Below are 13,252 nucleotides of genomic sequence, written 5' to 3'. Positions count from 1 at the left end.
GAGATCCTAGCATTGCTAGGGTCTCTTTTATTTTCTATCATTTAAAAATTCGCTTAAGCGAGCAAGGCCAGTTTGTAAAGTCTTAACGGGAGCACAGTAACCTAACCGCACGTTTCCTGGAGTATCGAAGGCTTCACCCGGAACTAATAGAACCCCTTTCTCCTTTAAAAGCCGTAAGCAAAAGTCCTTAGTCGGTTCGTTAATTTTTAGCTTAGGAAATGACGTTGAGACCATCTGCGGCATCACAATTTCCACACGATCTTCCTTAGCCAACCAAGCTTGGTAAAGACGATAATTTTGCCTTACCAGTTCATAGTTCCGTTTTAAGATTACTTGCCGATGCTGAAGAGCATAAGTTGCTAAAGCATCATTAAGGACTCCACCGCAAATCATGGTATAATCACGGAACTTGCGGAATTGATTTGTCAAAGTTTCATCTGGAGTTACGACCCAGCCAATTCGTAAGCCCGGTAGGGAATAAGTCTTAGAAAGAGAATTAGTTGAGATTCCCCGGTGATACAAGTTAACAATCGGGACAACGGGGGTTCCTTCATCCAATGGTTGATATACTTCGTCAACTAAGATGTAGGCACCAACTTGATCAGCAAGCTTAACAACCTCCTGAAGAAAGGCTTGATCCAAAACCGTCCCAGTCGGATTATTGGCATTATTAAGACAAATTAACTTGGTATTGGGGCGGATAAGGTGTTTTAAATCAGCTAAATCGGGATACCAATTATCCTCCTCATGAATTTGCCAAAAATTAACTTCTGCCCCCAGTGAACGGGGGATGTCATAGAGTTGCTGATAAGAGGGATATTCAGCAATCACGTGGTCACCAGGCTGGACAAGGGCATATAAAGCCAAGAGATTGGCTCCAGTTGCCCCATTTGTTTGGAGGACGTGGTCGGTGCGGATGTCTTGATACAACTCACTAACCACTTGTTTAAATGCCGGTGAACCCTCAATCCAACCGTAATTTTCCAGTTTCTGATTTAGATTTGCAAAGAAAGCCGTTTCATCATCGCCAGTCAATTTAAATAATTCATCGATCGTTAGGGCCGCAATAGTACTTTGGGAGATATCGTACTTCGCCTGTTTTTCCCAGTGATTTAACCATTCTTCAACCCCAAAAGCAGGTATCTCAACCATTTTAATTCCTCCGAATAACTTTTTTACCTAATAATAGGCAAGCAAAAAAGAAAACGCAACCACAATTATAGCATTTACAGGATTTGATTAGCTCAGGGTAAAGAAAACGCTTTTAAACTTCAGCTGGCATTGAAATTTGCAGTTCGTCAGCAATTGCTTGCATTTGATCAATTGTCTTATCATCAATTTCAACCCCACGTTTTTGATTCTCCGCAAGATTCTTATATTCCCGATCACCAGGAACCCAGATAGTATGACCAGGAAGGTGGTGAAGATGACGGATTCGATTTAGCATGGCAGTTGCGTTGGCCTTCAAGGTTTCTAAATCGCCAAAGAAGGCTGGATCAAAGGCAAAGACAAATTGACTAAAGTCATGTTTGCCAGTATTTGTATCGGCTGAGATCGAACCTTGCGCTAAAATTCCAGTTAAAATTTCCACAACGATGGAATTACCCATGCCTTTGTAATTAGAATTAGCTTCACTGCCACCTAAGGTTAATAGGCCGCCACCTTTTTGCTCTGCTTCAAACGCAGCCGTAGCAAGAATGTTCTCGGCTTCTTTGGGGTCTTTAACGACTTGCCGATCTTTATTAACCACCCAATCACCTGGAAGCGCCGTTCCTTTTTTATCGGCTAATTGGATCTTTCCACCCGCAACCACTGAAGTTGCGCCATCAAAGATAAATGGGTGCGGAGAGGCTGGAAAACCAAAGGCAAAAGCGTTTGAGCCTAAAAAGGCTTCCGTCGCATTGGTCGGTACAACAAGGGGACGGGTATTTGTGAGAGCAATCCCCGCTAAACCTGGTTGTAAAGCTTTTCTAACATAGTAGCCCGCAATCCCAAAGTGATTGGAATTACGGACAACCCCAATCCCAACTCCAATTTGCTTAGCTTTTTCGATTACCTTGTCCATTGCTAGGTTTGCAGCGAGATGCCCCATATTTTGGTTTGCATCAACTAAGACGGCTCCTGGAATTTCTTTTAAAATTTTAGCTTTGTTTTGGGGGATGATCGTCCCATCTTTGATCATCCGCCGATACCAATCAAGCCGTTGAATTCCATGCGAGGAAATTCCCCGTAAATCAGCATCAACTAAGGTATCCGCAATCAAAATACCATCATCTTTTTGAAAACCGAGCTTCTCGAAAACGGTCTGTAAATAATTTCGTTCATCTGTTGCATTAATTCGCATTATTAGTCTTCCTTTCTACTACCAAAAAACGCCCCTGAGCAAACTAAACTCAAGGGCGCATGAAGCACTGTACCACCTTAATTTGTCATTATTAATAAATAATGGCCTTATGAATTGATAACGGTAGTCAACCGGGAACGTAGCTTGCACCCGTTCCATTTAACGACAAGTTCATTTCGCTACCTTAACTAATCCGTGCTTTCACCATTTCACGTTCGCTATTATTAGGTTAAATAGTTACTACTCTCATCATTTTTTAATAATTAAGTTAAAACCATTTTAGAAATACCTTTCAAATTTGTCAAGCTATTTTTATAATGCATTAGCAAATTTAGTAGTTAGCACGATAAATAGGACACCCAGAATTATTATCGACTTCGACATAATCACTTAACAAAAAAAGCTTTAGGCGATAAGGCTTTATCGAGTTGTGATCCTGATAAACGATTACCAACTAATTCACGAATTGGGCGTTGTTCACGAAGGGCTTCTTTAATAAGTTGACTTACTGTTTCATATCCTAAAAGAGGCGATAGGGCTGTTGCCGCTTCAGCAGAAGTTTCAACCATTTGACGGCAACGTTTTTTATTAACAGTGATTCCTTTTAGACAGTGATCATTCAAGGTTCGTAATGCACTGTTCAATAAACGTGCATCATCAAATAAGTCAAAAAACATAACTGGTTCAAAAGCATTTAATTCTAACTGTCCTGCTTCTGATGCCATTGTAATAGTCGTATCATGACCAATTACTTGGTATGATATTTGGGTTACAAATTCTGGTATTACAGGGTTAACTTTTCCTGGCATAATTGATGATCCTGCTTGCCGTTGCGGTAAATTTAATTCCCCTAGACCATCTTGCGGACCGGATCCTAATAAACGTAGATCATTACATATTTTCGAAAGGTCAACGGCCAAAGACTTATAAGTATTTGATAGATGAACATATTCATCTGTGTTTTGAACGCCGTCTACTAAGTCTTCACATCTTTGAACTGGTAATAATGTTATTTTCCGTAATTCCCCAATTACAAAGGTTAGATAATCATGCGTCGCCGTTAGGCTGGTACCAATTGCTGTTCCACCTAATGGTATTGTCAATAGCTCACTGCGAGATACTTTTAAACGCTTAAGATCACGAGCTAAGAGGGAAGCATATGCTCCAAAAGAACGGCCAAAGGTAGTCGGAATTGCATCTTCCAATTGAGTACGTCCCATTTTGAGGGTCTCACTATTTTGAAAGGCTAACCTTTCAATTGTTGCAATAACTTCCTCAAGAGTTTGCAATAAGGCGCCAGTGAGCTGAATCAAGGTTAAATGCCCAGCTGTTGGATACGTATCATTTGTTGATTGTGATTTGTTAACATCGTCATTAGGATTAACGAGTTGATAATCACCTTTTTTCCCACCCAGAATCTCTACGGCATGATTAGCAATAACTTCATTAACGTTCATATTCGTGCTTGTTCCGGCTCCACCTTGAATAGCAGGGAGGGCAAACTCATCGACATATTTATCAAAGTTAGTTAATAAATCTTGACAAGCTTGACTAATCGCCGCGGGGATATGTTTATTCTTCCAGTTTCCAGCTTGCTGATTTGCGCGGACACAAGCCAGCTTTACTTTTAGATAGTTCTTAATTAATTCATGGTCATTAAGATAACTAGTACCTGAAAAATTATCACGTGCCCGCACAGTGTGAATTCCATAGTAGGCATTTCTAGGGACACTTAAACTACCTAGTGAATCATGTTCTGTTCTCATTGTAGTTTCCTCCAAAATCAAATAACTTTCTCTCTATGTTTCCAGACTTTATCATCATGAATTAGAAATGTAAACCAATTGAGGAGATAAACATAAAATGATAAGTTATAAACAGAAATAATTACTAAAATAAGTAAAATACGTCTTATTTTATCTTAAAATTAAATATTCTTAGCGCAATTGGTGAATATTACTGAAATTCAAAAATATATACCAATCTCTAGTAAAACCATTAACTGACATAATTTCAATTGTTGAGGATGCTGATAATGATCGACCAAGTTCGGATCATCCATGATACGTCAGTTAAATTTAAAACTTCATTTGATCGCTAAAGGTTTGAACAGAATAATTTTTGTAGCTACCAAAAATATTAATCTCCGAAAGCAACATGAGGAAGTTTATCAGCAAGGACAAGTAATGGTTATAAAATATAAACGACAAAAGTTGCCAATTCAAATATGATTAAAGAAGGGTTTCTTATTTCTATTATATCGTTTTGCATTAAAACTATAATTTTAATGACAGGTTGGTTAAACAAAAAAGTAGTCACCTCAATTTAAAAACTTTCTGGTAACTACAGTAAAATTTAGTTGCTAAGTTTTCTCTAGCTGGTTCAAATCACATTTCGCTCGCTCTAGATATTTAATTCAAAAAATATCATTTTCACTTTGTAAACACCATAATTGCTTGCTGATATGTTTTGAAATTGTCTAGGTTTGGCACATCATATCGACTTATTACTGGAATCCGTTGAATTTGTCTTGCTTGATCCACAAATTGCCGACTTGGTAAATCTTAGTCTGACGATTAACCAGTAGTCCTGAATGAATTGTTGTCTTACCGTTAGTTAGGACGCTTTCTCCAAGCTGACGATCTTTAAAATTAGCTTTAAGGACCAGTTAATTAGGATTGTATATGGAAAGTGGACCAGTTTGCGACTATTGCCATCCCCCAAAGCCGAAAAGGTGATGATCCGTTTCACCCCTCCCCTTGTTCATAGCTTTCACGATCTAGGGGAGGGCCATTGAATGAGGGGATGGTTGATATTTTTTACGAGTTTTCAAGGGTCACAACGACTGTATCGACTGCTTCATCCAATTTATTAGTTTTGATTGGTTCCATAAATTTCCCTTGATAATCGGTAAATTTAGTTGGTTATTCAATTTCCCTGGGCTCCGTACATAGGCAATTACCTGATGACCCGCTTGAAGTACCTTCTTAAGAACTAATTTGCTCGTCTGCCCAGTTGACTTAATTATTAGGATTTTTACATTTCTTTTTCTTTACGCCTATTATATTATGTTAACTACATTTGGCTAAAAAACTGAGAAGAAACTGAATTCTTCCCAGTTTAATCTTACTTTAGTAAATTACATGCTTTTGCACTAGTGCTTCAACCCCTGCTTGGACCTCAGCTAAAGCCTTCTCATCAGTTGGATTAGCTAAAGCTTGTAAAATTAAGTTAGCTACTACCTTTGCGTCAGCTTCGTCAAACCCCCGACTGGTAATTGCTGGGGTTCCAATCCGCAAGCCACTCGTCACAAAGGGACTCCGTGGATCATTTGGAATAGACTCCTTGTTCGTCGTGATATGAACTGAATCGAGTAAGGCTTGGGCATCTTTTCCTGTTAAGCCCGTTTTAGTTAAATCAAGGTTCAGTAAATGGTTTTCCGTTCCTCCAGAAATCACCCGAACAAGCTCGGAAGTGTTGAAGACTTCGGCCATTGCAGCCGCATTTTTGACGACCTGATCAATGTAAGTCTTAAATGCTGGTTGGAGATCTTCATAAAAAGCTTGTGCTTTCCCAGCAATTACGTGTTCAAGTGGTCCACCTTGCGTTCCTGGGAAAAGGGCAAAGTTCAATTTCTTCCCAAGTTCTGGATTATTGGAGAGGATCATCCCCCCACGCGGTCCTCGTAAGGTCTTGTGCGTGGTTGTCGTGACAACATCAGCGATCGGAATTGGGCTTGGATGAGCTCCCGTAGCAACTAAACCTGCAATGTGGGCCATATCAACCATCAAATAAGCCCCTACTTCATCAGCAATTTTTCGGAACTTCTGCCAATCAATGATCTTACTGTAGGCTGAGGCACCTGCAATAATCAACTTAGGTTTAACCTCAAGCGCTTGTTGGCGAATTGCCTCATAATCAAGCTCTTCGGTTTCTGGATTAAGCGCATAGCCATAGGCTTGATAATTTTGCCCTGAGAAGTTTACCTTGGCCCCGTGAGTCAAGTGGCCACCAGCATCCATCCCCATCCCTAAAATGACATCTCCAGGCTTTAGGAGTGCCTGATAAACGGCCATATTAGCCTGGGAGCCGGAATGTGGTTGAACATTTACATAGGCCGCCCCAAAAAGTTTCTTGGCGTAATCAATCGCCAGTTGTTCAACTAGGTCAATGTACTCACATCCCCCATAATATCGCTTTTTGGGGTAACCTTCAGCATACTTGTTGGTGAGTACTGAACCCTGGGCTTCGCGAACCGCATCGGAAACAATATTTTCAGAAGCGATCAGTTCGATGGTGGTTTGTTGCCGATTTTCTTCGTGCTTGATTGCAGTCCAAAGCGCTGATGACTTGGTAGTATATTGCATTCTTAATTCCTCCTCGTTTTAGGCGACTAACAATTAAAAATATTTTACCAGATCGAGGCCGAAAATGCTTTAAAGATGATAGCGGTTCCTTAGTTAAAATCAAATTTAACAGATTTCGTTTTTTGCGGTATTCTGTTATTAAAAATAAAAAAAGGATTGATAATAAATGGCTTATGCCTTGATCTACACAGCCAAATCAAGTGGCAAGACCTCCTACTGGGCAAATCCTGGTTTTACAGGCAATGGTAAACGAAAATATACCTGGGATTCACCAAAAGACATTAATTTTAAGCAATTAAAGGCGAAATATCCAACCCTTTTTGGGAATAAGAGTAATGATCGCTTTGAAATTTTAAATCTCACCAACGGTCAAAAACAAAAGATTACTTACCAAGTTCGACAGGTTAACAAAGTGTCTAAAGAAGCCACTCCCCCCTTAGCAACCCATCCAAAAATGTTCCGCAAGACCCCTTACTTAATCGTTTTGGATCGGAAAGGCCAACCGCGAAAATACTGGAGTAACAGTCAAAAAGCCTTCGTTAATACCGTTAATGACCGGCTTTCCCGGTGGAAAGAGCTCAGTGCGGCTGAAGAGAGTTTACGTTGGATCGTTAATAACCAACAATTAAAAGCTCAGTTTAGCGGTGGAACAATTACGATATGGAATGGTCAAACGAATCAGCCGGTCCTTTCCCCTTCAGAAGTCGCTCGGCTCGTTGCTCCTCAACCAACACAAGTCGTTAATCAAGTAGTCAAGCAAGCCCAGAAGGTTTCGCAACAAAGCCCGACTTACCGAGCCCTTGATCAGCACTTTGCTCAATTACCGACTCAGGCCGATTTAAAGGTTGATACAGCTACCGATGATGAACTGCCAGGAATCGATTTAAGCAAGTATGATCCCGCATTGGTTTTTGGCGCTGCTAGTTACCTAATCGATGCCTTAAAAGAGCAAAAAAATGTTAATCAGCTCCTTAAACGTTATGATGGCGCTGTCCTTCAAGATTATCTCCATGTTTTAGAGTTTGTTGGCCTAGACGATTTGGATGTGGATGAATTTACGGCAACTTTTCAAGAAAATCGGCAAACCCGGCGGCAAATTAAAAACTTGAGTCTCTTATTAAACGCTTTAGCCCAATCGTTTGAACCTAATAAGTTCTGGAAGGCCTTAGAAGATGATTCCGCAAGTAATCAGTATCATTTCCGGTCTGCTAGCACTGCTAAAAAATTACAAAAGTTAATTAAGTCCTATGGTGAAACGAACACTAATGATGATTAAGTGAGTCCCGAATATTTGACCTTTTTTAATTGAAAGACTACGATTAAAATAATCGGAGGTGTGGGATGTAAACTGCCCGAAACATGATAGCTTTTGGCTAGGCCTCCGAAGATAATCACAGTGGAATCCAAGCTAATCTTTTGGTTAACTTGGGTTTTCCAGCTTATAAGAAGGTCTTGTTGATCAGTTGACTTAGTATTATAATTGACTTATTAGAAATGATTATGTCATCAGCTTGCCCTGACGAAAGCTTGGTGACGCCTAACCGGAACCTTGATGGAGTGGCTGCCTAATCTCCATCAAGGTTTTTTGTCTAAATTAATCAAGATTACAGAAAACGGACTAGGTAACGTTTATATTCTTCACTTCGGATTTTAACTTGGGCTAGTACTTCTGGTCTCAATTTCTGAAGCAGTTAAAATTGCTAATCTCGCAAGTACTTACGGGATCGGGGTTCAATTCCATCCTTGTGAGGGATCAATTGCAACGGCCGCTACTCTCTAAGTCGAAGCCGCCATCAGTAACTTTTTGATTCACGAAGAGCATGAAATTAACCTTAAACCCGACAATTATCATTCCGGTAAGTTCCATTACCAACCAGCTGACGGTTATTATCAAGTTTCTAGCTGACCAGGAATCGGCCAAGAATTAAGTGAAAAAGCGATGGAAAGTGCTGAGATGTTAGTGATTGAGTAGTGCGAGAATGCTTAATCTAAAAGAGGTCGAAAAGGAAACTTTATTTCCTTCTCGACCTTTTTTAGTATTCATGGCCAAAATAATCCCGATAAAGTTCAAAACTCATCGCCCTAAAGCTTTGAAAATTTAAATTATTACAAAAAATCAGCAGGGTCTGATGAGTGTTGTAATTAATAAAGAAGGTTGCTGTATAACCATCAAAAGCCCCATCAGCATGCATAATCGTCGGTTTTAAATAAAAGCCGGCAAAATAATTTTCCTGATTTCCCGGTAATCGGTGCTTCAAAATTGTTTCCAGAATATTGGGTTGACCAAGTAGATCATTCTGGAGTAGTCTCCAATATCCATTCGGTGTTGCAAGAAAATCACAAGATCCTAAACCTGCTGACATACTCCGGGTTAAAGCTGGCCAAGAACGGGCATTTAACCCCATACTTTCCACAACTTGTCCCCTTTTGACTACCTGGTAACTTTCGATTTGACCGCTTAATTGGGCCGGCTTAATTAGCTTTGTTTGCAGCAAGTGATTATATGATTGATGATCCAACCGCATTAAGATTGCGGCCAATAAAGTAAAGTTACTATTTGCATAATGCCATTGATGATAATTGGTAACTTTAAGGTGACTAAGGGTATACATTAGTTGTGCTCGTTCGTTAGTTAACGGAACTTTTGAACGATCCCCTAAGTCCACGACGCCACTAGTTTGGGTCAAAAGTTGGCTCACCGTAATTTGGCGACTTTTTGAAATGTTAGGAAAAAATTTATCAAGTTTACTATTTTCTTTGACCTGATGATTATTAATTGCTTGAACCATTAGGAGTCCGGTTAATGGTTTTTGTAATGAAGCAATCGGAAAAAACCGATTGGCGTGAATTGCCAGCGCTGAATTGGCAGGAACTAAACGATTCTGAATAATTTCGGGTGAATCAGCTTGTTTTCCATTAACTAGGACTAAAGCATTAGCGTGATGCAGTTTCAAGGTTTGCTTTATGCTATTAATCGCTAATGGCTGAAGCGCATCCGCCCGGCCTGACTTCGGGTACCAAAAGTTGAGCCCCAAAAGGATACTCAAGACCATAATCAAAATTTGCCATTTCCGAAACATCATGATTCCTCACAGAAAACTTAATCAAACGATAAGATAACATATCAATTGTTAAATGCAAATAAGTAATATGTTATTTTACATAATTTTAATATTTTTAACTATGTCTTAGCTGAAGTTGATGACCATTTACCTTAATAAGTGATCTAAAATTACCGCTGAGCGCAAATTTTCTGTTAAACATTCAACTGACCAAAATCAATCCGATCAAGCATCGTTTCCCGGGTTTCTTGATCCAAACCAAGATAAGCCAGTGTCATGGCCTCACTCGAGTGATTCAACAGTTTCATTACAAGACCAATATTATGGTGGGTTTGCTCATAAACAAGGTAGGCACCAGTTTTCCGCATTGTGTGAGTTCCAAGGTAGTTAATCCCTAACAGGTCCCCGACGTGGTTCATAATCCGCCAAAACTGTTTACCACCAATTGGTCGATCAGGATGCTCAAAGGAGGGAAATAGCCACTCACTTTGATAAACCTTTAATCGGGGATGATCAATTTGAAATTCAGCTAACCACCGACGATAGGCTGCAAGATCATTAGCGACTGGTTTTAAATAGAGCGTATTCCGTTTTTGCGTTTTTTGATCAATGATAAAAGCATTCTTTTTTACCCGGCCCTTTTCATCATAGACATCCTCTTTTTTTAATTTTAGGACATCACTAACCCGAAGCAAGGTCGCTTTACCAACTTGAAAAATTGTATAGTTTCGTGGTCCATACTGAAAATCATCATGTAAGCATTCAAGAACCTGTTTTAACATTTGAGTGTCTTTAATTGGGAGCACAATTTGCTGCATTTCATTCATTTCCTTTAGGTGAAGTTTTTTAGTTTTACCAAATTATATCACCTACCACTTTTTCGGTCAAAATAGGTTATTGATTTTAAGGCATTTTACGGGTGAAATAATGTAGTTATTTCACCCGTTAGGTTACCCTAAAACAGCTATTCTCACCAAATTTTGATTATTCGTCCTTAGCAGTTATCAAACGGGTAAGTGCCCACTAACAAACTTTAATTTGCAGCTGAGAGTAAATCTATCGAATTTGAAAAATAATTAACTTTCCAAGTATTATGTAAAGTTATTTTAGAAATTAAGACTGGAAAAATTACTCCAACCTTGATTGATATTCTTAGATTTATTTGATTAGTCATTATTCCCTCTCGCTTTATATAATGAAAATCTATTGATTAGGTAAGTTTTAACTGTCGTATTGATTTTCGTTCATTCAGTTCTTAAATTCACTTGTAAACAAATGTACTTTCGTTTAATATATTAATTGTCGAAAACGATGATTTGCGCAAATTTCTTTTCGGTTATTATTAATTTTAAAGGGGAATCATCAAATGCGTCATGAACTTAAGCGAATCGGTAAACTAGAACGTCATACTTTCACTGGTGTTTTCAAGCGCACGGGTTACAAAACCGCCTACCACCATCTCAATCCCGTCTACAGTCCAACTTTATTACTAACCGAAATTAGGAAGCTTGATGGAAAGCTAATTACTGATCATCTCTGGTTTAATTACACCAAAAATTTCTTAAAGCTTGGCCAATTGCTCCCTGGTGACGTCATCCAATTTGATGCCCGGGTGGCAAACTATTCTAAAGGTTATTATCTTTGCCAAACGAAGGATTACAAATTAAGTTACCCAACTAAGATTAGATTGCACCAAGGGGTTCCAAATCCTAACCGTCAACCAATCCCCGTCGATGATCATCGGGCATTAATTGGTTACATTATGCTTGAAAATATCAATTTTTATCGCGAACAAGATCGAACAATTGATTCGTTTTATCTTGATGCATTTAAGCAATGGAAGATGGATTAAAATAATAATATTATGTAAACTAATTAAAGTGTCTATCATTCTGTTAGCTCTGCTTCTCACTCAAAACGGAAAAATTTTGATTACCGCTAAGTTGGCAATCTTCCAATATGTAGCAACCGTCATCTAATACTCAGCTTCTAAGGCGGAATGAGAACTAGCTTCGGGGGCTTTAGAAAATTCGAAACCGTTTCCCTTCAGGAATTTCCAAACATTTCTACTATTACACGATATTTTCATAATTCATCAGTTATCCATTTACTCACTTTAAAATTCATAAATATCGGTTACTAAAAAAATAGTATGATTGAATTAAATTAATGATCGATATATAATAATATTGTAGTAATTATCTATACAATTACTACCTTTTTTGTGGGACCCGTATCTGCTTTCTCTGGGTCCCCTTTTTTATTACCTTTTGATTTTCTTTTGCATGATCTTCATATAATAATCATTTTTACACTTCAAAATCGATAGTTAAATCTTAATAAGGGGGGGGAGCGAATGATGGTAAATTGGATTCCGTTACTGCTTTTAGAAACAACTACTTTCATTTTAGGCCACTTTTTCTTAAATGAAATCCAGTGGCAATTCATGCAGCGACTGGTATTGACTGGTTTTTGGTTATACTTAATGTTTCTTTTCTTCTTATGTTTTCGGCCGAGCTTTGGTAACCCATTCGTAATATTCCGATCATTCCATAACGTTCCGATCAATATTTGGCCCACTTTAAATCTCCGAATTGATACCTTGGAAAACATTATCCTTACCGTCCCAACAGGGGCGTTCTTCGCTTTAATTTTTCAACGAATAAATCTTTTAGAGGCCGGATTATTATCTATAATTCCAGGAATATTAATCGAGAGCGGTCAGTTTGTAGCTGACTATTTCTGCCAAATTGAAAGAATCGTTGACATTAACGACATCATTTCTAATTGGCTTGGTTGCATGCTTGGTTTCTTTGTTATCAGTTCGATAATCCGAATCAATCCGAAACTTTGGCAGCGATTTGCATTTAACTGATAAACTCATCATCTGTTTTAACAACCGGTGATTTTAATTTACCCTCAAAAAATTATGTAAACATTTAGGTAAAAAATACGGTTAGCCACTCTCGCGAGTAACTAACCGTATTTATTTTTTTTAATTTAGAATTAACGGTCTAACTTTAATGCTCCCGCTTCTTCTTTAAACCTAAGCCTAAGCTCCCAAGTAAGCCAACCAAGCCGGCTGCTACTAAACCACTGGCAGTTTCATTACCAGTTTGTGGTAACTTCTTTGCTGGTGCTGGGGATACTTGCTTAGTAGTTTGTTCCTCAGTTTCAGGCGTAGTAGTAACTTGACTCGTTTGATTGTTCGGTTTAGCAGGCGTTTCTACGACTGGGGCTGATGGATTAGTTGGACTGGTTGGATTCTTTGGCGTAGTTGGCGTTGCCGGTTCAGATGGGGTAACCTTCTGAACGTATACGACTGGCGTATCTTCACCAGGATTAGTTGGTGTTACCGTCTTAACAGTTGGTGTGTAGCCTGGAATCGTTGGAACCGGCTCATCTGGTACTACCTTGGTTGGATCTGTTGGATCCGTTGGGTAGGTTGGCGTTGGCACATTAGGAATCTTATTACCGTT

The 13,252-nt window shown here is 39.0% G+C and carries 11 protein-coding genes; 3 read left to right on the top strand and 8 right to left on the bottom strand.

The annotated features are described in order from the left end of the window. Window positions 1-27 precede the first annotated feature (27 nt). The 5 genes from H5993_RS06235 to glyA form a co-directional block, all read right to left on the bottom strand. Window positions 28-1,152, bottom strand: coding sequence for an aminotransferase (locus H5993_RS06235; RefSeq protein WP_204776670.1), 1,125 nt, complete (start codon window positions 1,150-1,152; stop codon window positions 28-30). Window positions 1,153-1,264: 112 nt separating this feature from the next. Beyond that, complete coding sequence (locus tag H5993_RS06230; protein ID WP_204776669.1) at window positions 1,265-2,344, bottom strand: Ldh family oxidoreductase; 1,080 nt, start codon at window positions 2,342-2,344, stop codon at window positions 1,265-1,267. 386 nt (window positions 2,345-2,730) lie between these two features. Further along, a complete protein-coding gene (locus tag H5993_RS06225) occupies window positions 2,731-4,110 on the bottom strand; it encodes an aspartate ammonia-lyase (RefSeq protein WP_204776668.1) in 1,380 nt (459 codons plus the stop codon). 1,070 nt (window positions 4,111-5,180) lie between these two features. Further along, entirely contained in the window at window positions 5,181-5,369 is a 189-nt protein-coding gene (locus H5993_RS09710; protein WP_428980931.1) for an NAD(P)H-binding protein, read from the bottom strand. 106 nt (window positions 5,370-5,475) lie between these two features. Continuing rightward, the gene (gene glyA / locus H5993_RS06215) at window positions 5,476-6,711 is read right to left on the bottom strand and encodes a serine hydroxymethyltransferase (RefSeq protein ID WP_204776667.1); all 1,236 of its coding nucleotides are present in this window, start codon (window positions 6,709-6,711) and stop codon (window positions 5,476-5,478) included. 166 nt (window positions 6,712-6,877) lie between these two features. Here glyA and H5993_RS06210 point away from each other — a divergent pair, with 166 nt between their 5' ends. Further along, window positions 6,878-7,987: a hypothetical protein gene (locus H5993_RS06210; protein ID WP_204776666.1), complete on the top strand. Its 1,110-nt coding sequence runs from the start codon at window positions 6,878-6,880 to the stop codon at window positions 7,985-7,987. Between the two features lie 757 nt (window positions 7,988-8,744). Here H5993_RS06210 and H5993_RS06205 read toward each other — a convergent pair. Together H5993_RS06205 and H5993_RS06200 are read right to left on the bottom strand one after the other, a co-directional pair. After that, window positions 8,745-9,794, bottom strand: a complete 1,050-nt coding sequence (locus H5993_RS06205; RefSeq protein ID WP_204776665.1) for a serine hydrolase domain-containing protein — start codon at window positions 9,792-9,794, stop codon at window positions 8,745-8,747. 173 nt (window positions 9,795-9,967) lie between these two features. Then, the gene (locus tag H5993_RS06200) at window positions 9,968-10,591 is read right to left on the bottom strand and encodes a site-specific integrase (protein WP_180869474.1); all 624 of its coding nucleotides are present in this window, start codon (window positions 10,589-10,591) and stop codon (window positions 9,968-9,970) included. Between the two features lie 548 nt (window positions 10,592-11,139). On the opposite strand from H5993_RS06200, the gene H5993_RS06195 reads away from it, so the two are divergent. Next, window positions 11,140-11,625, top strand: a complete 486-nt coding sequence (locus H5993_RS06195) for a hypothetical protein (RefSeq protein WP_204776664.1) — start codon at window positions 11,140-11,142, stop codon at window positions 11,623-11,625. Between the two features lie 504 nt (window positions 11,626-12,129). Beyond that, window positions 12,130-12,648 carry a VanZ family protein gene (locus H5993_RS06190; protein ID WP_204776663.1) on the top strand — a complete coding sequence of 173 codons (519 nt, stop codon included), beginning with the start codon at window positions 12,130-12,132 and terminating at the stop codon, window positions 12,646-12,648. A 145-nt stretch (window positions 12,649-12,793) separates the two neighbouring features. On the opposite strand, the gene H5993_RS06185 is transcribed toward H5993_RS06190, so the two are convergent. Beyond that, on the bottom strand, window positions 12,794-13,252 hold a 459-nt coding region (locus H5993_RS06185; protein WP_204776662.1), incomplete at its 5' end, for an LPXTG cell wall anchor domain-containing protein.

This window comes from Limosilactobacillus alvi (assembly GCF_016900115.1).
Classification (GTDB): domain Bacteria; phylum Bacillota; class Bacilli; order Lactobacillales; family Lactobacillaceae; genus Limosilactobacillus; species Limosilactobacillus alvi.
Note: the sequence above shows the minus strand (reverse complement) of the source record. Positions and strands in the feature narration are given on the sequence as shown.

Excerpts from the sequence above, each read along its gene's own strand:
- H5993_RS06235 (WP_204776670.1), bottom strand. The coding sequence starts at position 1,152 with ATGGTTGAGATACCTGCTTTTGGGGTTGAAGAATGGTTAAATCACTGG.
- H5993_RS06230 (WP_204776669.1), bottom strand. The coding sequence starts at position 2,344 with ATGCGAATTAATGCAACAGATGAACGAAATTATTTACAGACCGTTTTC.
- H5993_RS06225 (WP_204776668.1), bottom strand. The coding sequence starts at position 4,110 with ATGAGAACAGAACATGATTCACTAGGTAGTTTAAGTGTCCCTAGAAAT.
- glyA (WP_204776667.1), bottom strand. The coding sequence starts at position 6,711 with ATGCAATATACTACCAAGTCATCAGCGCTTTGGACTGCAATCAAGCAC.
- H5993_RS06210 (WP_204776666.1), top strand. The coding sequence starts at position 6,878 with ATGGCTTATGCCTTGATCTACACAGCCAAATCAAGTGGCAAGACCTCC.
- H5993_RS06205 (WP_204776665.1), bottom strand. The coding sequence starts at position 9,794 with ATGATGTTTCGGAAATGGCAAATTTTGATTATGGTCTTGAGTATCCTT.
- H5993_RS06200 (WP_180869474.1), bottom strand. The coding sequence starts at position 10,591 with ATGCAGCAAATTGTGCTCCCAATTAAAGACACTCAAATGTTAAAACAG.
- H5993_RS06195 (WP_204776664.1), top strand. The coding sequence starts at position 11,140 with ATGCGTCATGAACTTAAGCGAATCGGTAAACTAGAACGTCATACTTTC.
- H5993_RS06190 (WP_204776663.1), top strand. The coding sequence starts at position 12,130 with ATGATGGTAAATTGGATTCCGTTACTGCTTTTAGAAACAACTACTTTC.